The 23,501-nt window shown below is 71.9% G+C and carries 15 protein-coding genes; 14 read left to right on the forward strand and 1 reads right to left on the reverse strand.

Features of this window, described 5'->3' with window-relative positions:
• The first annotated feature begins 48 nt into the window (after positions 1 to 48).
• The 7 genes from BIU91_RS05865 (at position 49) to BIU91_RS05895 (ending at position 15,091) form a co-directional block, all read left to right on the forward strand.
• A complete protein-coding gene (locus tag BIU91_RS05865; RefSeq protein ID WP_071404613.1) occupies positions 49 to 1,461 on the forward strand; it encodes a serine/threonine-protein kinase in 1,413 nt (470 codons plus the stop codon).
• Complete coding sequence (locus tag BIU91_RS05870; RefSeq protein ID WP_071404614.1) at positions 1,458 to 7,319, forward strand: Ig-like domain-containing protein; 5,862 nt, start codon at positions 1,458 to 1,460, stop codon at positions 7,317 to 7,319. The genes BIU91_RS05865 and BIU91_RS05870 overlap by 4 nt, the downstream gene beginning before the upstream one ends.
• 69 nt (positions 7,320 to 7,388) lie before the next feature.
• Complete coding sequence (locus BIU91_RS05875; RefSeq protein ID WP_027465773.1) at positions 7,389 to 8,360, forward strand: MoxR family ATPase; 972 nt, start codon at positions 7,389 to 7,391, stop codon at positions 8,358 to 8,360.
• A gap of 98 nt (positions 8,361 to 8,458) precedes the next feature.
• Entirely contained in the window at positions 8,459 to 9,772 is a 1,314-nt protein-coding gene (locus tag BIU91_RS05880) for a DUF58 domain-containing protein (RefSeq protein WP_071404615.1), read from the forward strand.
• Entirely contained in the window at positions 9,769 to 12,246 is a 2,478-nt protein-coding gene (locus BIU91_RS05885; RefSeq protein ID WP_071404616.1) for a transglutaminaseTgpA domain-containing protein, read from the forward strand. The genes BIU91_RS05880 and BIU91_RS05885 overlap by 4 nt, the downstream gene beginning before the upstream one ends.
• Positions 12,243 to 14,222: a zinc-ribbon domain-containing protein gene (locus BIU91_RS05890; protein ID WP_139196700.1), complete on the forward strand. Its 1,980-nt coding sequence runs from the start codon at positions 12,243 to 12,245 to the stop codon at positions 14,220 to 14,222. Before BIU91_RS05885 ends, BIU91_RS05890 begins: the two co-directional genes overlap by 4 nt.
• 65 nt (positions 14,223 to 14,287) lie before the next feature.
• Positions 14,288 to 15,091 (forward strand): hypothetical protein, encoded by an 804-nt coding sequence (locus BIU91_RS05895; RefSeq protein ID WP_071404618.1) that lies wholly within the window; start codon positions 14,288 to 14,290, stop codon positions 15,089 to 15,091.
• Positions 15,092 to 15,108: 17 nt separating this feature from the next.
• On the opposite strand, the gene BIU91_RS05900 is transcribed toward BIU91_RS05895, so the two are convergent.
• Positions 15,109 to 16,101, reverse strand: a complete 993-nt coding sequence (locus BIU91_RS05900) for an asparaginase (RefSeq protein ID WP_071404619.1) — start codon at positions 16,099 to 16,101, stop codon at positions 15,109 to 15,111.
• A 34-nt stretch (positions 16,102 to 16,135) separates the two neighbouring features.
• On the opposite strand from BIU91_RS05900, the gene BIU91_RS05905 reads away from it, so the two are divergent.
• From BIU91_RS05905 to ispG, 7 genes are all read left to right on the forward strand, one after another.
• Positions 16,136 to 16,645 (forward strand): OsmC family protein, encoded by a 510-nt coding sequence (locus BIU91_RS05905; protein WP_071404620.1) that lies wholly within the window; start codon positions 16,136 to 16,138, stop codon positions 16,643 to 16,645.
• 6 nt (positions 16,646 to 16,651) lie between these two features.
• Positions 16,652 to 17,623 carry an FKBP-type peptidyl-prolyl cis-trans isomerase gene (locus tag BIU91_RS05910; protein ID WP_071404621.1) on the forward strand — a complete coding sequence of 324 codons (972 nt, stop codon included), beginning with the start codon at positions 16,652 to 16,654 and terminating at the stop codon, positions 17,621 to 17,623.
• A 2-nt stretch (positions 17,624 to 17,625) separates the two neighbouring features.
• The gene (gene dxr / locus BIU91_RS05915) at positions 17,626 to 18,738 is read left to right on the forward strand and encodes a 1-deoxy-D-xylulose-5-phosphate reductoisomerase (protein WP_071404622.1); all 1,113 of its coding nucleotides are present in this window, start codon (positions 17,626 to 17,628) and stop codon (positions 18,736 to 18,738) included.
• Between the two features lie 128 nt (positions 18,739 to 18,866).
• A complete protein-coding gene (locus BIU91_RS05920; protein ID WP_171907785.1) occupies positions 18,867 to 20,201 on the forward strand; it encodes a site-2 protease family protein in 1,335 nt (444 codons plus the stop codon).
• 24 nt (positions 20,202 to 20,225) lie between these two features.
• The gene (locus tag BIU91_RS05925) at positions 20,226 to 21,698 is read left to right on the forward strand and encodes a cytosine permease (protein ID WP_071404624.1); all 1,473 of its coding nucleotides are present in this window, start codon (positions 20,226 to 20,228) and stop codon (positions 21,696 to 21,698) included.
• Complete coding sequence (locus BIU91_RS05930; RefSeq protein ID WP_084740730.1) at positions 21,695 to 22,255, forward strand: cysteine hydrolase; 561 nt, start codon at positions 21,695 to 21,697, stop codon at positions 22,253 to 22,255. Before BIU91_RS05925 ends, BIU91_RS05930 begins: the two co-directional genes overlap by 4 nt.
• Before the next feature lie 56 nt (positions 22,256 to 22,311).
• Complete coding sequence (gene ispG / locus BIU91_RS05935; protein WP_171907786.1) at positions 22,312 to 23,466, forward strand: flavodoxin-dependent (E)-4-hydroxy-3-methylbut-2-enyl-diphosphate synthase; 1,155 nt, start codon at positions 22,312 to 22,314, stop codon at positions 23,464 to 23,466.
• Positions 23,467 to 23,501: the final 35 nt, after the last annotated feature.

A 23,501-nucleotide genomic window follows, 5' to 3' on the forward strand; every position in this document is an offset into this window, starting at 1 on the left:
ATGGCCACGTCGAGAGAGCTGGCCGCTCGGCCGGGGGAGGAGAGGACCATGGCGAGACGCCTGCCGTCCAACCCGCCCGTGATCGGCGGTTTCAGTCCCGTGCACGTCCTCGGGTCCGGTGGCTTCGCCGACGTCTTCCTCTACGAGCAGGACATGCCCCGACGACAGGTCGCGGTGAAGGTGCTGCTGGACGAGGTCGTCGACGACCGCGTCCGGCAGATGTTCCAGGCCGAGGCCAACCTGATGGCCCGGCTCAGCACGCACCCGTCGATCCTCACCGTCCTCCAGGCCAGCGTCGCCGCCGACGGCCGGCCCTACCTGGTCATGGAGCTCTGCTCCTCGTCCCTCAGTGAGCGCTACCGCCGCGAACCGATCCCGGTGTCCGAGGTGCTGTCGATCGGCATCCGCATCGGGTCGGCGCTCGAGACCGCACACCGCGAGGGCGTGCTGCACCGCGACATCAAGCCGTCGAACATCCTGCTGACGGCCTACGGCAACCCCGTGCTCTCCGACTTCGGCATCGCCGCGACGATCGGGGGTACCGACCCCGACGAGCCGATCGGCATGTCGATCCCGTGGTCCGCGCCCGAGGTCCTGATCGACGAGTCGCGCGGCACGATCCAGTCCGAGGTGTACTCCCTCGCGGCGACCGTGTACTCGCTCCTCGCCGGGCGCAGCCCGTTCGAGATCCGCGGCGGCAAGAACGGTGCGAACGACCTGATGCACCGGATCGACAAGGGCGGCGTGAAGCCCACCGGTCGCACCGACGTGCCGCCCTCGCTGGAGCGCCTGCTCGCCTCGGCGCTGTCCCGCAAGCCGCAGGGCCGCCCCGCGACGGTGATCGAACTCGTCCGGGGGTTCCAGCAGGTCGAGGCCGAACTCGGCATCCCGCAGACGTCCGCCGACGTCGCGGTGGAGGCCTGGGCGATCTCGACGCCCACCCCGCACGGTGAGCGCACCGTGATCCGTGAGCTGCAGCCACCCACCCGGGTCGGCGGGCGTCGTCGGACCCGCCGCGCGGTGCAGGGCGGGGTCGTCGCCGGCGGTTCGCACAGCGTCGGCACCGTGCACCGCACCGGGTCCGTGACCCGTGCCCGGCGCCGGACCCGTTCGACCCTGGTCTGGGCGACGTCCCTCGCCGTCTTCGTGGTCGCCGCCCTCGCGATCGCCACGGTCGTCGTCGTCGGGCGGCTCGGCGCCGGGGCGATCCCGGTCGTGGCCGAGGTCCGTGCCGAGCCGTCGCCGCAGTCCGTGTCCTTCAGCTGGACCGACCCGGGGCTGCGCAGCGGCGACACGTACGTCATCTCGTCCAACGGGTCGTCGAGCCAGCAGACCGGCACGACGTTCGTCGTCTCCGGTGAACGCGGCGACGAGGAGTGCATCGCCGTCGCCGTGAACCGCGACGGCAAGACGGGTGCCGCGAGCGCGCAGAAGTGCGCGACGATCGGGAGCGCCGGGTGATCCGCGCCCTCCTCGCGAAGCACCGCTCCGCCGCCGTGACGACCGGTGCCTCGGTGCTCGTCGCCGCCGTCGTCGCGACCACCGCCATCGTCTCCACCGGGTACCACACGCAACGCGTCGACCTCGGCGACGGCACGGTCTGGGTGCCCTCGGCCGAGTACGGCGCGGTCGGCCGGGCGAACACGGGCATCCTGCAGCTCAACACCGCGGTCGAGACGGCCAGCGACGACCTGTCCGTGCTGCAGCGTGGCTCCACCGTCTACAGCGTGGACGAGACGAAGGGCACGGTCGCCCGGGTCGACGTCGCCGATGCCACCGTGGGTGATGCGATCACGCTGCCGGCGGGGACGCCGCAGGTCTTCTTCGCGGGCGACACCGCGGTCATCGGCAACGCCGACACGGGTGAGCTCTGGGCGACCCCCGCGAACGACCTCGCCGAGTTCGACGCGTCGGCCAAGGCCGACCTGACCCTGGGCGCCGACACCGTCTTCGACGCCTCCGACGGCCACGTCGCGGTCTACTCCGCGAAGACCGGGACGGCGTCGCTGGTCGACGTCGGCACGACACTCACCGTCGCCGAACGGTGGAAGGTCGACATGGACCGGGGCGACGACTTCCAGGTCGCCACGTTCGACGGGCACCTCGCCGTGCTCGACCGCACGAGCGGTGCCCTGTCGGTCGACGGCCGCACCGTCGAACTCGGCGACCGGGTCGGGTCGTCGCCGGCCCTCCAGCGGTCTTCCGACAGCACGGCCCAGGTCACGGTCGCGGGCACGGCGGGCCTGGTCCGTGTCAGCGCCTCCGGCACCGTGGACGCCACCGCGCTCCAGGTGGCCGGACGAGCCGCGCGGCCCTACGTCGACGGCTCCTGCACGTACGCGGCGTGGGCGGGCGGACAGGCGATCGACACGTGTGACGGCAACGCGCTGCAGCGGCTGGCGAGCACCGGCGGCACGAGCGAACTGCAGATCCTGCACAACGGCGACACCGTCGTCGCCAACGACCCGACGAGCGGCCGTTCCTGGGCGATCGACCGGAGCGGGCAGCTCATCGACAACTGGGCCGACCTGATCAAGCAGGACGACGAACAGCAGCAGGAGCAGGTCTCCGACGACGACCCCGAGGTCGACAAGGACCAGAAGCCACCGGTGGCGGTGGACGACGAACTGGGCGCTCGTCCGGGACGCACCACGAGCCTCCCGGTCCTGCTGAACGACTACGACCCGAACGGTGACCCGATCATCGTGAGCGAGGTCGGCGCCATCTCGAAGTCCGCCGGCCGCGTCGCGATCGTCGGCGACGGTCAACGCCTGCAGGTCACGCTGTCGTCGCGCGCCACCGGGACCGTGACGTTCCCGTACACGATCACCGACGGCAACGGCGGATCGGACACCGCGACCGTCCGGATCAGTGTGCGCCCCGACAGTCAGAACGAGGCGCCGCGGCAGGTCCGTGACACCTCGGCCGACGTCGTCCAGAACGGGCACGTCGTCTCGAACGTCCTCGGCGACTGGGTCGACCCGGACGGCGACCCGGTCTACCTGGAGTCGGCGACCGCGTCGAACGGTGACCGGGTGTCCACCACACCGGACGGCCTGCTCGACTTCCGGAACGACAGCGGCCGGACCGGTGAGCGCTCCGTGCAGCTGGTCGTGAGCGACGGTCGCGCCGACGGCCGGGGCGCCGTGACGGTCCGGGTCGCCAAGCAGGGCACCGTCCCGCTGCGCGCCGATCCGTTCCCGGTGTCCGGGTACGCCGGCAAGGCCTTCACGGTCGAGCCGCTCGACCACGTGCGCGGTGGCAACGGCACCGTGACGCTGACCAGCGTGTCGTCTGCGTCCGGGCTCACCGTCACCCCGAGCTACGACGCCGGGACCTTCCGGGTGCAGGGGGAGCGGGCGGGTGACCACCAGCTCGAGTACACGGTGACCGACGGTGTGAAGACCTCGAGCGGCATCGTCCGGGTGACCGTCCTCGCGCCACCGGATGCCTCGACGGCGCCGATCACCACGCCGAAGACGGTGTTCGTGAACACCCTGTCCACCAAGGACACGGACGTCACCGCGACCGACATCGACCCGGCGGGCGGCGTGCTGCTCGTGACGGCGCTCGACGGACCTCCACGGGGCAGCGGTGTGCAGGCGAGCATCCTCGACCAGCACACGGTCCGTGTCACGCTCACGGCGCCCCTCGACGGCCCGGTCTCGTTCGGGTACACGGAGACGAACGGCCTGGCGTCGTCACCCGGCACGATCACGGTCGTCGAGATCCCGAAGCCCGACCGCATCCAGCCCCCGGTCGCCCAGCCGGACAGCGCCACCGTCCGTGTCGGCGACGTCGCGAACATCGACGTGCTCGACAACGACACCCAGCCCGAGGGCGAGCCGTTGACGCTGCAGCCCGAACTGGTGCAGAACGTCCCCGGTGACGGCGGCCTGCTGTTCGTCTCCGGCGACCACCTGCGGTACCTCGCCCCGAAGACGCCGGGCAACTACACCGCCGTCTACCGGGTCGCCGGCCCGGACGGCCAGTACGCCGACGCCGCGGTGTCGATCTCGGTGCGCGAGCGCGACGCCGCCACGAACAACCCGCCCGTCCCGCAGACCGTCACCGCGCGCGTCGTCGCCGGGTCGTCGGTGCGTGTCAGCGTGCCGTTGAACGGGATCGACCCGGACGGCGACTCCGTCCAGCTGGTTGGCGTGGGCTCCAACCCCGACAAGGGGTCCGTCTCGGACGTCGCCTCGGACGCCCTGACCTACGAGGCGGGCGACTACTCGGCCGGCACCGACGAGTTCACCTACACCGTCGTCGACGCCCTCGGGGCCCGCGCCACCGGCACGGTGCGGGTCGGCATCGCGCCCCGCGCCGAGCAGGCCTCGAACCCCGTGGCCGAGGCCGACCACGTCACGATCCGCCCCGGTGGGTCGGTGACGGTGCGCGTCCTGCAGAACGACTCCGACCCCGAAGGCGGGCAGCTGACCGTCGCGCAGGCCGAGCCGACGGCCGAGGACGTCGCCACCAAGGTCCTCCGGAAGCAGCAGATCCGCGTCACGCCTCCGGAGTCGGCGAAGAGCGGTGACTTCGCGGTGCTCTACACCGTCGCGAACAGCAGCGGGGGATCGAGCACGGCCTTCCTCACGGTGACCGTCGACCCCGACGCCCAGCCACTCCGGCCCGAGGTCGACGACACGACCCTCGACCTGCAGGACATCCTGCACCGGCAGAGCGTGACCGTCGACGTGCTCGACAACGTCTTCTTCGCCGAGGGCACCGCGGCCGACCTCCGTGTCGGGGTCGTCCCCGGCTACGGCGACACCGCGACGCCCACCGACGACGGCCGCATCACCGTCCGCTTGACCGACGACTCGCAGGTGATCCCGTTCTCGGTCGCCCGGGCCGACCACCCGGACATCGTCTCCTACGGCTTCATCAACGTGCCGGGCTTCGACGATGCCCTGCCCCAGATCAACCGCAGCGCCGGTGCGGTCACGGTGAAGAGCGAGGCCACCGTCCGCATCCCGCTGCAGGACTTCGTCGTGACGGCGAACGGCGAGACCGCGAAGATCACCGATCGCGGCACGGTCAAGGCCACCCACGCCAACGGGCAGAGTCTGGTGGTGGACTCGTCGACGCTGCAGTTCACGTCGTCGAAGCTCTACTACGGCAAGGCGTCGATCTCGTTCGAGGTCACCGATGGGTCGTCGGCGAACGGCGGCAAGGGCCGCGTCGCCACGCTCGTGCTCCCGATCACGGTCACGCCCCGGTCGAACCAGCCGCCGGCGTTCACGGGTTCCTCGGTCGAGATGCAGCCGGGCGAGACGCGCAAGATCGACCTGACGAAGCTGACCGACTACCCGTACCCCAGGGACCTGCCCGAGCTCCGGTACTCGATCGTCGGTCGGCCCGCCGCGGGGACGACCGCGTCGATCGCGAAGCAGCAGCTCACGATCTCGGTCGCCGACACCGCGAAGAAGAACACCACCGCGTCGATCGGGATCGGTGTCGCGGACGACGCCAACGCCGGTCGCGCCGGCACCGTCACCGTCGGCGTCGTCGCCTCTACCCGTCCCGTTGTCCAGCCCGGTGCCGACCGGTCGGTGACGAAGCGCGGGGCGACCACCACCATCGACGTGCTCACGAACGACCAGCCGACCAACCCGTTCCCGGGTGAGCGGTTGCGCGTCGTGAACATCCGGGGTCTGTCCGGCGGGCTGCCGAGCGGTGTCACCGTCACCCCGAGCGGTGACCGCACGCGCCTGCAGGTCTCGGTCGCCGACACTGCGAAGCCCGGCGACGCCCACCTGCAGTACCAGGTGGCGGACGCGACGAACGACCCCGACCGGTACGTCTGGGGCGACGTCACCATCTCGGTGCAGGACGTCCCGGACGCTCCGGGTGCACCCACCCGCACCGGCTCCTACGACGGCGGTCAGGTCACGCTCACGTGGTCGACCCCGCAGGGCAACAACTCGCCCATCACGAGCTACCGGGTCGTCGGGACCAACGGCGTCTCGAAGAACTGCGGGACCGCGACGGTGTGCACGCTGACCGGACTCGACCCGAAGGCGTCGTACCGGTTCCAGGTCGTCGCGACCAACGCGATCGGTGACTCGAAGCCGTCGTCCCGCTCGGGTCCGATGAGTGCGGACTTCGTGCCGGCGCCCCCGAAGGGCATCACGGTCACGCCGAGCAAGGCGACACCGAACCAGCTCGACGTCAAGTGGGGCAAGGTGTCCGCGCCGAACAACGGCAGCGCGGTCGACGACTACATCGTCACGGTCGAGGGCCCGGGCCTGTCGACCACGCGGCACACCGGTACCGCCACGAACACCTCGTTCACCGGCGCCCAGAGCGCTGCCCAGTACAAGGTCACCGTGTCCGCTCGCAACGACGCCGACCGCAACGGCACCGTCGTGCAGTGGAACTCCGCGTCCGCCACCGGCAGTGCCGTCGGGACACCGGGCAAGCCGACGAACCTCCAGGCGGTCGCCGGGGACCAAGCGGACTCGTCCGGCCGGTCGACGGTGACGGTGAGCTGGAGCGCCGGGGACGCCGCCGGCGGGTCCGGCCTGCGGTACGCCGTGTTCCGATCCGGCAACGTGGACTGTGCTGCTCCGCCCTCGAACTCGCTCGGTAGTTCGAGTCCGACGCGCGACTCTGGCGTCGGCGGTGGCTCGACCCGGTACGCGGTGACCGTGACCAACGGCTACTTCTGCAACGTCGAGTACGTCGACGCCGTGACCTACGAGCGGCCGTCCGGCACCGGCAGGCCCTCGGTCGACGTCGTCCCCGCCGGCACGAACCTCTGGAACGTGAGCGTCACCGCCTCGTCGAGGCCCGCACACCACTACCAGCTCGAGACCGGCGGGCAGCCGATCACGCTGCAGCCGGGCCAGACCTGGACGGGTGTGCCAGGGTCCGGCGCCCGGAACGTCTCGGCACCGTTGACCGTCCGCGCCTGCGGTGGCCCGGGGAGCAGCTTCTGCTCGTCCGATGCCGACTCGTGGACGGGGAACGCCACGGCGCTCGACGCGAACCTCTCGGTGGCGACCGCTCAGCAGGGCCAGCCGATCGCCGTGACGGGGCCGAGCGGCAGCGGGATCACGGTGCGGTTCACGGCGTACTGGTACGCCAGCGACGACGGCAACGGCTTCCCCACGACGTCGAGCTGGGACGCGGGTGAGACTCCTCCGGAGCCACCCTTCTTCGCCAAGTCCGTCAAGGTCCGCGCGTACGTCACCGCGACCGACGGGTCGGGTTCGACCCAGGCGAGTGAAGCAACCGACGCCTTCCCGGTCGCAGCGGCACCCGAACCGGACCCCGAGCAGCCCGCCCCGGAACCCGCTCCCGGCGGCTGACGCCCGCCCGACCTGCCCCGACCCTCCCGCCGCCGCACACCTCCCGCCACGACCGAAGGACCACCCCGCATGAGCATGACCCCGGAGCAGGCCACCTGGTTCGCCGACGTCGCAGGCCGCATCGTGACCAACGTCGAGCAGGTGCTCCTCGGGAAGACGTTCGTGATCCGCCTCGCGGTCACGGCGATGCTCAGCGAGGGGCACCTGCTCCTCGAGGACGTCCCCGGAACGGGCAAGACGAGCCTCGCCCGGGCGATGGCGCAGAGCGTGCAGGGCACCACGAACCGCATCCAGTTCACCCCCGACCTGCTGCCGGGTGACATCACCGGCATCAGCGTCTACGACCAGCGGACGCAGGAGTTCGACTTCCACCGCGGGCCGGTCTTCGCGAACATCGTGCTCGCCGACGAGATCAACCGTGCGAGCCCGAAGACGCAGTCCGCGCTGCTCGAGGCGATGGAGGAGTCCGCGATCACGGTCGACGGTGTCAACCACCGTCTCGCCGCGCCGTTCATGGTCATCGCGACCCAGAACCCGATCGAGCAGGCCGGCACCTACCGTCTGCCCGAGGCCCAGCTCGACCGTTTCCTCATGAAGACGTCCATCGGCTACCCCGACCACGCCGCGACGGTGAAGATCCTCGAGACCTCGTCGGCTCCGTCGGCGTCGGTCCCGCTGGCGAGCGTCGTGCCCGCCGCGACCATCACCGAGATGGCCGCCCTGGCCCGCACCGTGCACGTTGACGCCGTGATCGCCGACTACGTCGCCCGTCTGGTGGACGCGACCCGCTCCGCGAGCGAGGTCCGGCTCGGCGTCAGCGTCCGTGGAGCGATGGGCCTGATCCGCGCCTCACGTGTCCTCGCGGCGCTGAGCGGTCGCCACTACGTCACGCCGGACGACGTGAAGGCACTGGCCGTCCCCGTCCTCGCGCACCGCCTGGTGCTCGACGCCGAGGCCGAGTTCGACGGCGTCAGCGCACCGAGCGTCATCGCGCAGCTCCTGGTGGAGACCCCGCCGCCCGCCGACCGAGTCACGACGTGACGGACCGCCGGCCCGTCTCCACGCGCTCGCGCCGTCCGTCCTCGACGCGGTCGCGTCGTGGCACGACGGCGTACGAGCGCACGGGGACGGTCACCGGCATGACCAACGTCCGGACGCGCATCGTCGGTGACCGCGAGGGCGTCGCAGCGGACGCGGTCATCGGGATCGTCCGGCTCTGGGCAACGGCCTGGAGGCTCGTCCTGCGTCTCTGGGGCGAGGTCTCGTCCGTCGTCACCGGGCTCGGGTGGACGGTCGCCGCCCTGACGCTCGTCGCGTTCGTGACCGGCTACCGGTTCGGCCTGCGGGAGATCGTCGTCGTCGGGTTCGCCGGCGCCGTGCTCGCGGTGGTCGCCGCGGTGGCGTTGATCGGCCGGTCGCGGCTGGCGATCCGGATGCGGCTGCCGCAGCACCGTGTGGCGGTCGGCGACGACGCCGGCGTGATCATCACGGCCGAGAACCCCACACGCCTGCCGTCGGTGCCGACCACCGTCGAGGTGCCGGTCGGATCCGGCCTCGTCGACGTCGCGATCCCGGCCATCGGGCCGCACGGCACCTTCGAGCGGGAGGTCCCCGTCCCGACGCTCCGCCGCGGGGTGCTCGACGTCGGTCCCGTGACGGGCGTCCGCGCCGACCCGGTGGGACTCGTCCGCCGCGAGCTCGTCTGGACCGCCCGTGAGCAGGTCATCGTGCACCCGCGCACCATCGCGATCCCGTCGACGAGCACCGGCCTGGTGCGCGACCTCGAGGGGCAGGCGACGACGGACCTGTCACCCGCGGACATCGCCTTCCACGCCATCCGCGAGTACATGCCCGGCGACGATCCGCGCACCATCCACTGGAAGTCGACCGCCAAGTCCGGCGCGCTCATGGTCCGGCAGTTCGAGGACACCCGTCGCTCGCACCTCGTCGTCGCGCTCGGCATCGCCCGGGGTGAGTTCGCCGACGACGAGGAGTTCGAGCTCGCGGTCAGCGCGGCCGCGTCCCTCGGCGCGCGGGCGATCCGCGACGGCCGTGAGGTCTCGGTCGTGGTGTCGCAGCGCACGCCCGAGTTCGCGAAGCGTGCCGTGTACGCCGTGCGGACGCTCCCCACCGTCACGCCGACGCGCCTGCTCGACGACTTCGCCTCGGTCGGCCTCGCCGACGCGTGCCTGCCGATCGCCGAGGTCTCACGGATCGTCGGCAGCGACACCGAGGGCATCTCCGTCGCGTTCCTCGTGGTGGGGTCGACCGTCGGCCTGCCCGCGCTCCGACTCGCCGCCACGCGGTTCCCCGTCGGGGTGGAGGTCGTCGCGGTGATCTGCGAGCCCGAGGCCCAGCCGCGGTTCCTGCGCGTCGCGGGTCTGACGGTGATGACCATCGGCTACCTGGACGACCTCCGGCACGCCCTGCACCGATCGGCGTCGGCAGCATGAGCGCCGCACCCGTGACCACCCCGGCCCCGGCACAGGACCGGGCGAGGCGCTCGACCCGGCGTTCCGACCGTCGCGACGCACGGCGGCTCGTGCCGTTCCGGCTCGCCGGCGGCACGCTGGCGGTCTGGCTGTTGCTGGCCGTCGCGAGCACGTTCTGGTGGCCGGTGTACCGGGACGGCGCGATGATCACCGCCGCGGTGACCGCGATCGTCATCGGGACGGTCGTCGCGCTCCTCGGCACCCTGTTCCGGCTCCCGACGGCCGTCGTGGCGATCGCGACCGTCGCCGCCTTCACGCTCACGGGCGTCCCCGCCGCCGTGCCGAGTCAGGCCAACGGCCTGCTGCCCACCGGACGCGGCCTGCTCGACCTCTTCGCCGGCGTCGCCCTCGGCTGGAAGCAGCTGGTGACCATCAGCCTGCCGGTGGGCTCCTACGAGGCGCTCCTCGTGCCCTACTTCGTGACGCTGCTCGTGGCGGCGGTGACCGCCGTGAGCGTGGCGACCCGCGCCTCCAGGCAGGAACTCGCGAGCATCCCGGCACTGGTGCTCTTCTCGGTGGGGGTCGTCGTCGGGCCGAGCCGGCTCGACACGTCGATCGTGACGGCGGTCGTCCTGGTCGGCCTCGCCCTCGTCTGGGCGCTGACCGTGCGGCACGCGCGTCGCGCCGTCGCGGTGGCGACCACCATCGGTGCACGCGTGCCGGTCGCGCGCTCGATCGTCCGCCCCGCCCTCGTGGGAACCGGCACCATCGTGGCCGCGGCGGTCGTCGCGACCGGACTCGGCATGGTGGCACCTCCGTCGGGTGAGCGCACCGTCGCACGCACCGACGTCGTGAAGCCGTTCGACCCACGCGACTACGTCAGTCCGCTCAGCGGGTTCCGCGCCTACGAGGAGTCCACCGCCTCGGACGCGACCCAGCTCCGGGTGACCGGCCTGCCCGAGGGCGGGTTCGTGCGCATCGCGACGCTCGACACCTACGACGGCGTCGTCTACCGCGTCGGCGGGGCCGACGGTTCGGCCGGCTCGGGCACCTTCGAACGTGTGCCGACCGCGGTCGACGTCCGCGGTGTCCGGGGCACCACGGTCGACGTCGGTGTGACGGTCGACGGGTACCGCGGGGTGTGGCTGCCGACGGTCGGTGACCTGGAGCGCGTGGAGTTCACCGGGCAGGACGCCGACGACGAGCGCGGCGCCTTCTTCTACAACGGATCGACCGGCACCGGCGCCGTGGTCGGCGGAGTCGGGGACGGCACGTCCTACGACCTGACGGCGGTGCTGCCCGACCAGCCGACGGAACGCCAGCTGGCCACCGCGCGCCCGGGGAGCGCCGCCGTGCCCACCGCACGGGACGTCCCCGACGCCGTGCGCGACACCGTGGAGTCCACGACGAAGGACGTGTCGGCACCCGGTGCGAAGCTCCTCGCCGCGGTGCAGTCGCTGCAGCGGAACGGGTACGTCAGCCACGGTGTCGGCGACGACCGGATGAGTCGGTCCGGTCACGGTGCCGACCGTGTCCAGGAGCTCCTCACCGCACCCCTGATGATCGGGGACCAGGAGCAGTACGCCGCGGCGGCTGCACTGATGGCGGACGAGATCGGCTTCCCCGCACGGGTCGTGATGGGCTTCACGGCCGGGGGAGACTCGGGCCGCGACGGCACCGCAGCGCGTGGCGGGACGACGACCTTCCGTGGGTCCGACGTCACGGCCCGCATCGAGGTGGACACCGCGCAGTGGGGATGGGTGATGCTCAACCCCAACCCCGAGGTGCGCGAGATCCCGAACGAGCAGCAGCAGACCCCGCAGCCGGTCACCCGACCGGAGACGGTGGTGCCGCCGCCCCCGGTCGACCGGCAGGACCAGGACCAGCAGACGCCCCCCGAGAGCGACCGGAACACGCCGCCGGTGCAGCCGCTCTGGCTCCAGATCCTGCTCGCGGTGCTGCCCTGGGCCCTCGGGACCCTCGGCGTGGTCGCGCTCGTCCTGCTGCCGTTCGCCGTGATCGTGCTGCTGAAGCGACTGCGGCGCCGCCGACGGCGGAACGCCGCCACGCCCCGCGGCCGCATCGTCGGCGCCTGGGACGAGTACCGCGACGCACTGCTCGACCGCGGGCACGACGTGCGGCAGGCGGCAACCCGACGCGAAGCCGTGGTCGGTGCACCGGGCGACGGTGGCACCGGGCTCGCCGCGCTGGCCGACCGTGCGGTGTTCGGTCCGAGTGACGCCGACCAGACCACCGCCGACCGCATGTGGGCGGCGACCGACGATGCGATCGGTTCGCTCCGGACAGGGCGGACCCGGCGGGAGCGGTTCCGCACCGCTGTCTCGCTCCGGTCCCTGCGGGGAACGGGACGCCGTCCGACGGCACGGTCCCGTCGGAGGACCGATCGCCAGGCTGCGTCGGGGCGCGGCGACTACGATGTCCAGAGGCCGGACGAGCGTCGTGGACGGCCGAGTGAGGACAGAGGCACCACGTGATCAGATGCGAACACTGCGGATCGATGCTCCCGGACGGAGCGATCTTCTGCGGTGAGTGCGGTCGCGCGGTCACCGCCGCCGCGAGCCGTCGCCCGGTCGCGCCGACCCCCGTCGAACAGGCACCGCCGCCACCGTTGCAGCAGCCCGACGCCCACGGCCGACGGTCCGACCCGGCTTCCGACGCCTGGTTGCCCGAAGCCACGCTCGATCCCGCCACGCGTGCCTGGCTCACCGGTGCCGACCGTCGTGGGACCGAACCGCCGGCGCCCGTGCCGGTGCAGCGTCCCGATGCCTTCGCGCCGCGCCAGGCCCCCTCCCATGTGCACGGTGCCGGGTCCGGGCTCGAGGACTGGTCGGGTGCGCCGGGCGAGTCCGAACCTGCCCTCGATCCCGACGGGTACCCGTCCGAACCCCTCGATGCCGACGACCCCGAGCGCACCCGGATCGCCCCGGCTCCCGGTCGCCCCGAGACGCCCGAGGACCCGATCCGCGATGCTCCGTCGTCGGTCTCGGACCAGGCGGCGCGACAGCCCGTCGAGTCCCAGCCCGTCTTGCCCGGGCCCGTCGAGCCGCAGCCCGCTGCCGAGCCCTCCGTGCCGGTGTGGGCACCGCCCGCTGCCACCGCACCCCCGGCGGCACCCGCCGGGCCGTCCTGGTGGGTCGGTCGCGGTACCCCGGCTGCCGAGGTGCCCGCCGATCCGGTCGTCCCGCCGATGCCGGGAGCACCCGCCGAACCTGCTTCCGAACAGGACGCTGCGGCTCCTGCGCCCGACGAACACGGCGCCCAGTACGCACAGGACGCGCAGGAACCCCGGGACGCACAGGGTGCCCGGGACGCGTTCGAACCGGAGCCCGACGAGGCGATCGTGGCCGCGTCGGAGACGAGCGCCACCGACGATCAGCCGGCCGTGGTGTCGCCCCCGCAGCCCGGGGACACCGCCGTGGTCGAGCCGCTGATCGACCGTCGACCGCCCCGTCCGGCCCCGCTCGTCACCCCGGGCATGCACGAGACGACCATCTGCCACGTCTGCGGCAACCGGCTCGAACCCGACGACATCTTCTGCGGCGAGTGCGGAGCCGTCCGTCCGGCGGTCACCGCGGCCTTCACCGGCCCGGTCATGCCGCTGCCGATGACCCGACCCGATTGGGCAGCAGAGGAGTCCGACAGCACGCAGGCCCCCGACGCGGGCAACGCTGCGGACGAGCCGGACGAGCCCGACGCGGGTTCCGCCGAGCCCGCGGGTCCGAACGCGTCCGACGAGCGCGCTGCAGGCGACGAGCCGGACGACGAGATCCCAGTGGACGACGATTTCCTCCGCGCCGAGGTCGAGCAGTCCGATGCCGGCCGACGTCCCCGCGGAGCGCACGCTGCACCGGTGACCGAGCCCGAGCCGCCGACCGAGGCGTCCGCCGTGCCGCGCACGCCGATCCCGCCGGTGCCCGGTTCCGCCACCGTCCCCTCCTCGGCACCGTCCGCCGACACCGCGGGCGTGCCCTCCGCTGCACCGCTGCCCCCGATCCCGGGAGCGACCGGACCGGTGCTGCCGCTTCCGCCCGTCGACCGGTCGGAGTCTCCCGCAGCGGCCGGTGCGCTCGACGACCTCGACGAGGACGTGGACGAGACCCGCATCGTCGCGAAGACCCCGACGCGCGCACCGTTCGTGCTGCACTTCAGCACGGGTGAGCGGCTCGGCGTCCACGGCACGGGCCTGCTCGGCCGGCTGCCGCGACCGCAGCCGGGGGAGCGCTACGACGACCTGTTGACCGTGCACGACCCGGGCAAGTCCGTGTCGAAGACGCACCTCGAGCTCGGCCGCGACGGCGACGACCTGTGGGTCTCCGACCGGTTCTCCGGCAACGGCACGGTCGTCCGGCACATCGACGGATCGATCCGCCGCTGCGAGCCCGGTCGCCGGTACCGCGTCGAGCGTGGTGCCCGCGTCGACATCGGTGAGCACTTCTTCCTGGTGCAGTAGGCGACTTCTCCACAGATCGGGTCCCGGGCCAGCGCTGAGCTGCTCGTTCCTGGTGCGATGGGGTCATGTCCCGGTTCACCGCACGTTGCGTGATCGTGGGGGCCGCGGTCGCGCTCGTCGTGGCCGGGGTCCTCGCGCCGATCAGCGGCGCGGGGCAGGGCGTCCTGCTCGGCGCGGGTACGTGCTGCGCGCTGGTCGACGTGGTGCTGCACCGTTCGGCCCCGCCGGACCCGGTCGCGGTCGTCCCTCCGCGCGGACCTGACCAGCCCACCGAGCCCGGACCGCTCGGTGCGCCGGAAACGCTGACGGGCACCGTTCCCGAGGACGGCGACGGCACGCCGGCACTCGTCCTCGGGCACGGTCCGGGCGGCCGCGTGCTCCGGGTCGACGCCTCGTCCCACGTCGTGGTCGTCGGTGCCGGAGCACTCGCCGTCGCGGTGTTCCGCGGGCTCGCCGAGCAGCTCCGAGCCGCTGCCGTCCACACCGACGAGGACCTGCGCTGGGCCGCTGCTCCCGAGGTCCTCGACACCGTGGCGACCGGCAGCGCCGATCCAGCCCCGAGCGCCCGCCCAGCGAGCACCCGGGCAGTGAGCACCCTGTCAGTGCACGCCCTGCCGTCGGGGACCTCGGTCGCGGTGCGGATGGGTGCCGACGGCCGACCGCACGGCTCCGTGGTGCTCGTGGCCGGACTCGGATCGGCGCCTCGTCAGCGGGACGTCACCGTCGAGGTCTCACGGTACGGCTGCTCCGTCCGTCGACCCGACGACCACGCGGTCGTCCGGGTGTCCCCGGCGCTGCCGGTCCTCGTCCCTGACCCCCGAGCGCCGATCGATGACCAGCCCCGCGCGATGACCAGCGCTGACGCTTGACCAGCGCCGAGCAACGATCAGCGCAACCCGGCGCCGACCCGCACCGCGCCGACGGGCACGCCACCGCCGAGCACCCGCTCACCGGTCGCCTCGAGCACCTCGGCCACCCCGTCCGACGCCACGAGCCCGTTCCGCTCGAGCAGCGCCAGGGCCGCCAGGGTGCCGGCTCGCTGTGAGCCGTCGAGCACCTTCACGGCCACGGCGGCGCCTCCGGGCAACCCCATGACCATGACGCCCTCGGCACCGAGCTTCGCCAGCACCTGCAGTCGCTCGATGGTGACCGTGTTCGCACGTCCGACGCCGTCGATCGCCCACGGGTGCGCCAGGACCGCGTCGGTCAGCGCAGCGGAGTCGTCGTCGGCCCGTGCCACCACACCGGCGAACCCGCGTGCCAACCCCGTCAGGGTGAGCGGGAACACGGGGGCACCGCAGCCGTCCGTACCGACCAGGTCGACGGTCTCGTGCGTGTACTCCTCGACGACGGAACGCACCTGCTGCTGCAGCGGGTGCTCGATGTCGAGGTACGTGGCTTCGTCCCACCCGTTCACCCGGCAGGCCGCGAGCATGCCGGCGTGCTTGCCCGAGCAGTTCATCGCCAGTCGGCGAGGGCCGTCCATCGTCCGGGCGGTCCCGCGGTCGAAGGGCATGTCGGGCGGGCAGCCGAGGTCGGATTCGACGTGGTCGAAGGACTCGAGCATGTGCAGGGCGAGCGCCTGGTGCGCCGCGGTGCCGGCGTGACTCGCGGTGGTGAGGACGAGTTCCTCGTCGGAGAACAGCGCACCGGAACGTCGGACCGCCAGGGCCTGGAACGGCTTCATGGTGGAACGCGGGTAGATGCTCGCGGTCACGTCGCCGACGGAGTCGATCACCGTGCCGCTCGCGTCGACGACGACGCCGGCGCCGACGTGCCGGCTCTCGTCGAACCCTGAGCGTTCGAGCACCGCCAGCTCGACGGAACCGTCGGCGGTGAGAGGATGGCGATCACTGCGGACTTCGGGGCTCACCGTCATGCCGCCATGCTAGCCAAGGCGAAGGGGCGCACCCGTGCACGACCACTCCTACGAGGTCTCCGTCAGCTGGACCGGCGACCGCGGGACCGGCACCTCCGGGTACCGCGACTACGGCCGCGAACACGTGGTCTCCGCGACCGGCAAGCCCGATGTCCCCGGCTCCGCCGACCCGACGTTCCGCGGCGACCGTGACCGCTGGAACCCCGAGGAGATGGTGGTCGCGGCGCTGGCCCAGTGCCACATGCTCAGCTACCTGCACGTCGCGGTGACGAAGGGCTTCACCGTCGTCGACTACCAGGACACCGCGACCGCGTCGCTCCGCCTGAACCGCGACGGTTCGGGCGAACTGACCGAGGCGACCCTGCACCCGGTCGTCACGATCCTCGAAGCCGACCGCGTCGCGGACGCCGAAGCCGCACACGTCACCGCGAACGAGCTCTGCTTCATCGCGCGGTCCGTGGCGTTCCCGGTGCACCACGAGCCGCAGCTGGTCGTCCGACCTGCGTCATTGGCAGGGGACTCTTCGACAGGTGGGGCAGACTAGGTCCTCGTGAAGCGTCTCCGCCTGCTCCCGATCGCCATCGTCCCCGCCGTCGTGCTGGGACTCGCCGCCTGCTCCGGCTCCGGTTCGAACGGGTCCTCGGCTTCGCCGACCCCGTCGGCCAGTGCCACGGCCTCGGCGATCACCTCCTGCCCCGACCCGGGCAAGTCGTCCGATGCCATCAAGGCGACCGGGTCGTTCGGCGGGCCGAAGGCCCCGACCGTGAAGTTCTCGTCCGGCCTGTCCGCGAAGACACCGCAGGCCACCCGCCTCGTGAAGGGCAAGGGCGCGGCGCTCGACGAGGGCGACTACGCGCAGGTCTCCTACAGCGTGTACGAGGCATCGGACGCCAAGAAGCTCGGCACCGTCGGCTTCGACGAGGGCAACCCGCAGGTGCTCTCCGTCGGCGGATCGGGCTTCGGTGCGCTCCTCGCCTGCTCGAAGGTGGGCGACCGCGTCGCCGCGGTCGGACAGTCCTCGGCACTCGGCTTCAACACCGGCGGTGAGATCGTCGTGGTCGCCGACGTCGTCGCGCAGACCCCGACCAAGGCGACCGGTACCCCGCAGGACCAGGACCCGGGCCTGCCCACGGTCAAGGACAAGGCCTCGGGCGAGCCGGAGATCACGGTCCCCGACGGCGTCAAGGCGCCCACGAAGACCACGGTCGAGGTGCTCAAGCAGGGCGACGGCACCGAGATCGCCGACGGCGACACCGCGCTCGTGCAGTACAAGGGCGTCGTCTACGACACCGGTAAGGAGTTCGACTCCTCGTGGTCGAAGGGCGTCCCCACCACCTTCACCGTCTCGGAGAGCGCGCTCATCAAGGGCTTCGTCACCGGGCTCGTCGGGCAGAAGGTCGGCTCGCAGGTCCTGATCGTCGCCACGCCGGAGGACGCCTACGGTGCGAACCCGCAGGAGGGCTCGGGCATCCCGAAGAACGCCACGCTCGTCTTCGTGGTCGACATCCTCGCCAAGGGCTGACCGTGACGGACGGCCGCCTCGGCAGCACCGGTCCTGATCGTCGGCGCATCGTCGTCCTCGGCAGCACCGGGTCGATCGGTACCCAGGCGCTCGATGTGGTCGCCCGCAACCCCGACCGGTTCGAGGTCGTCGGGCTCACCGCCGGCAGCAACCGCGACCTCGTCGCGGAACAGGCCGCCCGGTTCGGCGTCCGCGACACGGCGTTCGGCGCAGCCGACTCGGAGCAGCTCGTCCGGAGTGTCGAGGCCGACGTCGTCCTGAACGGCATCACCGGCTCGGTCGGCCTCGGCCCGACGCTCGCGGCGCTCGAGAGCGGTGCCGTGCTCGCCCTCGCGAACAAGGAGAGCCTGATCGTCGGTGGCTCCCTCGTGCAGCAGGCCGCGGCGCCCGGGCAGATCGTGCCCGTGGACAGCGAGCACTCCGCCATCGCGCAGGCGCTGCGCTCCGGCGCCGACGCCGAGGTGCAGCGGCTCGTCCTGACGGCGAGCGGCGGTCCGTTCCGTGGGCGCACCCGCGAGCAGCTCCGTGACGTCACCCCCGCCCAGGCACTGGCGCACCCGACCTGGGACATGGGGCTCGTCGTCACGACGAACTCCGCGACCCTGGTCAACAAGGGGCTCGAGGTCATCGAGGCCCACCTGCTCTTCGACGTGCCGTACGACCGCATCGACGTCACCGTGCACGCGCAGTCGATCGTGCACTCGATGGTCGAGTTCGTCGACGGCTCCACCATCGCCCAGGCGTCGCCGCCGGACATGCGGCTGCCGATCGCGCTCGGCCTGGCCTGGCCGGACCGGGTGCCCGGCGTCGGCGTGCCGCTCGACTGGACGACCGCGAGCACGTGGACGTTCGAGCCGCTCGACCAGGACGCCTTCGGCGCCGTCGCCCTCGCCAAGCGGGTGGGCGAGCTGGGCGGGACGTTCCCGGCCGTGTTCAACGCCGCGAACGAGCAGGCCGTCGCCGCGTTCCATGCGGGCGCGATCGGTTTCCTGGACATCGTCGACACGGTCGAGCGCGTCGTCGAGGAGCACACCGCGGGGGAGCCGTCACTCGACGGCGTGCTCGCCGCGGAGCAGTGGGCCCGCACCGCTGCGGACCGCGCGCTGACCCGCTGACGCGAGTCGCGCCTCCCGTCCGATGCGGAGGCGGCAGACCGCGGACGTGACGCACCGGCCTGGAGGCCCAGCTCTCCTCTCAGACGGCGCTCGGCTCCGTCATGGAATCAGTCCCGTACTCTTTCCCGGTGACCGTCGAATCCGTCCTGCTCTTCGTCCTCGGCGTGGTCGTCTTCATCATCGGCCTGCTGGTCTCGATCGGACTCCACGAGCTGGGGCACCTGTCCTTCGCGAAGCTCTTCAACGTCAAGGTGACGCAGTACTCGCTGGGCTTCGGCAAGGCGATGTGGTCGTTCACGCGGGGTGAGACCGAGTACGGGATCCGCCCGATCCTGCTCGGTGGGTACATCTCGATGGTCGGCATGCTCAAGCCGCGCGCCTCGGGCCGGGCGAACGCCATCACGAACACCGGCATGTACGGCGCGTTCGTGCAGGACGCCCGCCAGGCCAGCGCCGAGCAGATCGCGGACTCCGGCGGTGACGACTCCCGCGCCTTCTACCGCCTGACGCCGTGGAAGCGGATCATCGTGATGGTCGCGGGCCCGGCGATGAACCTGGTGATCGGCATCGTGCTGTTCGGTGTGCTGCTGTGCGGGTTCGGGGCGCCGACGACGACCTTCACGTCGAGCGTCGGGTGCGTGCTGCCGAACAGCCAGACGACCGAGTGCTCGCCCGGCGACGCGGTGTCCCCGGCGAAGCAGGCGGGCATCGAGTCCGGCGACGTCGTGCTCTCGGTGAACGGCGAGCAGGACCCCACCATCACCCGCGTCTCCGAGGTCTTCCAGGAGTCCGCCGGTGAGCAGGTCACCGTGGTCGTCGAGCGCGACGGTGCCCGCAAGACCCTCGAGATCACCCCGACGACCGCCACCCGCGACGTCTACGACGCCGAGGGCGAGGTCGTCAAGAACGACGACGGCACCACGAAGACCCAGCGCGTCGGCGTGGTCGGCGTCAGCATCGGGCAGTCCCTGGTGCGGCAGTCCCCGGCCGAGGTGCTGCCCGCGACCGGCGCCCAGATCGCGGCGTCCGCGCACCTGATCATCGACCTGCCGCAGCGCCTGGTCGCCGTGTGGAACGCCGCGTTCGGTGCCCAGGAGCGGTCGCAGGACAGCCCCGTGTCGGTGGTGGGTGTGGGCCGTGCGATCGGCGAGGTCTCGTCGATGAGCGGCGTCCCCGTGGTCGACAAGGCGTACACGATCCTCGGGCTGCTGGCCTCGCTCAACATCGGCCTGTTCGTGCTGAACATGGTGCCGCTGCTGCCGCTCGACGGCGGACACATCGCGGGTGCGCTCTGGGAAGCGATCAAGCGACGGTCGTTCAAGCTCGTCGGCAAGGCGGACCCGGGGCCCATCGACCTGGCGAAGACGATGCCGCTGACGATGGTCGTCGTGGTGCTGTTGGCGGGCATGAGCGCGCTGCTCATCTACGCCGACATCGTGCGGCCGGTGAACCTGTTCGGGTAGTCGCTCCGGCGCTACGCTCAGCGGATGACCACAGCCGCCCCGAACCCTCCCGAGGTTCGCACCGTCGAGCGCCAGGGCCTCGACGTCATCGCCGAGTCCGATCGGAAGGGCACCCCACGGGGACTGTTCTGGCCGTGGTTCGCCGCGAACATCTCCGTCCTCGGCATCGCCTACGGGGCGTTCGTCATCGGGTTCGGCATCTCCTTCTGGCAGGCCACCGCCGTCTCGGTCGTCGGGGTGGTGTTCTCGTTCCTGCTGTGCGGCGTCGTCGCGATCGCCGGCAAGCGGGGGTCGGCGCCGACGATGGTGCTGAGTCGTGCGGCCTTCGGCGTGCGGGGCAACCGGGTGCCCTCGTTCCTCAGCTGGATCCTCACCGTCGGGTGGGAGACCTCGCTCGCCGCACTGGCGGTCCTGGCGACCTCCACGGTCTTCACCGAGCTCGGCTGGGACGGCGGGGTGCTGACGAAGGTCGTCGCGCTGGTCGTCGTCGCCGCGCTCGTGGTCGGGGCCGGCGTCGCGGGCTTCGACGTGATCATGCGCCTGCAGACCTGGATCACGGTCATCACGGGGGTGCTCACCGTCGTCTACATCGTGCTCGCGGTGCCCTCCATCGACTTCGCCGCGATCGCCGCGATGCCCTCCGGCAGCGGTCAGCAGGTCATCGGGGCCCTGGTCCTGGTGATGACCGGCTTCGGCCTCGGCTGGGTGAACGCCGCCGCTGACTACTCCCGGTACCTGCCGCGGGCCGCGTCCACCGGTGGGGTCGTCGGGTGGACGACCTTCGGCGGCGCGCTGGCCCCGGCGATCCTCGTGGTCTTCGGCGTCCTGCTCGCCGGCTCGTCGCCGGACCTGAACGCTGCCATCCAGGACGACCCGATCGGCGCGCTCACCACCATCCTGCCGATCTGGTTCCTCATCCCGTTCGCGATCGTGGCGATCCTCGGGCTCGTCGGGGGAGCGGTCCTCGACATCTACTCGTCGGGCCTCGCGCTGCTGAGCGTCGGCGTGAAGATCCCGCGGCCGGTCGCAGCCGGGGTCGACGGAGCGTTCATGGTCGCCGGCGCCGTGTACATCGCCTTCTTCGCGACCAGCTTCGCGAAGCCGTTCCAGGCGTTCCTGATCACCCTCGGCGTGCCGATCGCGGTGTGGGCCGGCATCTTCGTCGCGGACGTCCTGCTGCGCCGACGCGCCTACGCAGAGGCCGAGCTCGACGACCGTCGCGGCCGCTACGGTGACGTCCGGTGGGGCGCGATCGCGCTGGTCCTGGTCGGCACGGCCCTGGGCTGGGGACTCGTGACGCTCTCGTCGCCCGCGTGGTTGTCGTGGCAGGGCTACCTGCTCGGCCCGTTCGGCCTCGGTGGCCGCGAGGGGCCGTGGGCCTACGCGAACCTCGGCGTCCTCGTCGCCCTGGTCGTCGGGTTCCTCGGCACGCTGCTGTTCGCTCGCGGCTCGATCCGCCGCCAGGAAGCACTCGCCACCCCGGACGACCTGCGATGAGCGCGGCGATCCCCGACGACGCCTGGCTCGTCGTCATCGACATGCAGCAGGTCTTCACCGGCGAGAACCCGTGGGCCGCCCCGCGGTACGACCACGCCGGCGCCGGCATCGAGCGGCTCCTGCCGCGGTTCACGGGCCGCACGGTCTTCACCCGCTTCGTGGCTCCGGCGGAGCCCGAGGGTGCGTGGGTGCCGTACTACCGCGACTGGCCCTTCGCACTGGTGCCGGACGCCGACCCGCTGTACGCGCTCACCGAGCCCTTCGCGTCGGCCGCCGCGGACCGGAACGACCCCGTCGTGACGGAACCGACCTTCGGCAAGTGGGGGACGAGCCTCCAGGCCGTCGTCGGCGACCACCCACACCTGGTGCTCACGGGGGTCTCGACCGACTGCTGCGTGCTGTCGACCGCGCTGGCCGCGGCCGACGCCGGTGCGACGGTGACCGTCGTGGCGGACGCCTGTGCCGGCGCCAGCGACGAGGACCACGACCGCGCGCTCGCGGTGATGCGGCTCTACGCCCCGCTCATCACGGTCGTGGACTCGGTCAGGGAGCTCTGAACGGACGCACGGGGACCGGACCCGGCACGGTCAGACCGAGCGCGTAGAGTGCTCACGTGCCCGCAGTCAACCTCGGTATGCCCAAGTCCCCCGAAACCCTCGCTCCGCGTCGCAAGTCGCGGCAGATCCGGGTCGGCAAGGTGCTCGTGGGCGGCGACGCCCCGGTGTCCGTGCAGTCGATGACCACGACGCAGACCACCAACATCAACGCGACGCTGCAGCAGATCGCCGAACTCACGGCCTCGGGCTGCGACATCGTCCGGGTCGCCGTCCCCACGCAGGACGACGCCGACGCGCTGGCGATCATCGCGAAGAAGTCGCAGATCCCCGTGATCGCCGACATCCACTTCCAGCCGAAGTACGTCTTCCAGGCGATCGACGCCGGCTGTGCCGCCGTCCGCGTCAACCCGGGCAACATCCGCAAGTTCGACGACCAGGTCGGCGCGATCGCCAAGGCCGCCAAGGACGCCGGCGTCTCGCTCCGCATCGGCGTGAACGCGGGGTCGCTCGAGCCGAGCCTGCTGCAGAAGTACGGCAAGGCCACCCCCGAGGCGCTCGTCGAGTCCGCCGTGTGGGAAGCCTCCCTGTTCGAGGAGCACGACTTCCACGACTTCAAGATCTCGGTCAAGCACAACGACCCGATCGTGATGGTCAAGGCCTACCGGCAGCTCGCCGCCGCCGGCGACTGGCCGCTGCACCTCGGCGTGACCGAGGCCGGCCCGGAGTTCCAGGGCACGATCAAGAGCGCCACCGCGTTCGGGATCCTGCTGGCCGAGGGCATCGGCGACACCATCCGCGTGTCGCTCTCCGCCCCGCCCGCGCAAGAGGTCAAGGTCGGCCTGCAGATCCTGCAGTCGCTCAACCTGCGCGAGCGCAAGCTCGAGATCGTCTCCTGCCCGAGCTGCGGTCGCGCGCAGGTCGACGTCTACCAGCTCGCGAACGACGTCACCAAGGGGCTCGAGGGCATGACCGTCCCACTCCGCGTCGCCGTCATGGGCTGCGTCGTGAACGGCCCGGGCGAGGCGCGCGAGGCCGACCTCGGCGTCGCCTCGGGCAACGGCAAGGGGCAGATCTTCGTCAAGGGCCAGGTCGTCAAGACCGTGCCCGAGGCCGAGATCGTCCAGACGCTGATCAACGAGGCGAACCGCATCGCGGACGAGATGGGTCCGGCCGCCGCCACCGGCACGCCCCAGGTGATCATGGCGCCGTAGGCGCGACCACCCTCCGACCGGAGGCCCGGTGCCAG

It is taken from the genome of Curtobacterium sp. MMLR14_002 (assembly GCF_001864975.1).
GTDB lineage: Bacteria > Actinomycetota > Actinomycetes > Actinomycetales > Microbacteriaceae > Curtobacterium > Curtobacterium flaccumfaciens.

Coding starts and splice junctions, on each gene's coding strand:
- BIU91_RS05895 (WP_071404618.1), top strand. CDS start 14,288: ATGTCCCGGTTCACCGCACGTTGCGTGATCGTGGGGGCCGCGGTCGCG.
- BIU91_RS05880 (WP_071404615.1), top strand. CDS start 8,459: ATGACCAACGTCCGGACGCGCATCGTCGGTGACCGCGAGGGCGTCGCA.
- BIU91_RS05865 (WP_071404613.1), top strand. CDS start 49: ATGGCGAGACGCCTGCCGTCCAACCCGCCCGTGATCGGCGGTTTCAGT.
- BIU91_RS05930 (WP_084740730.1), top strand. CDS start 21,695: ATGAGCGCGGCGATCCCCGACGACGCCTGGCTCGTCGTCATCGACATG.
- BIU91_RS05925 (WP_071404624.1), top strand. CDS start 20,226: ATGACCACAGCCGCCCCGAACCCTCCCGAGGTTCGCACCGTCGAGCGC.
- BIU91_RS05875 (WP_027465773.1), top strand. CDS start 7,389: ATGAGCATGACCCCGGAGCAGGCCACCTGGTTCGCCGACGTCGCAGGC.
- BIU91_RS05900 (WP_071404619.1), bottom strand. CDS start 16,101: ATGACGGTGAGCCCCGAAGTCCGCAGTGATCGCCATCCTCTCACCGCC.
- BIU91_RS05885 (WP_071404616.1), top strand. CDS start 9,769: ATGAGCGCCGCACCCGTGACCACCCCGGCCCCGGCACAGGACCGGGCG.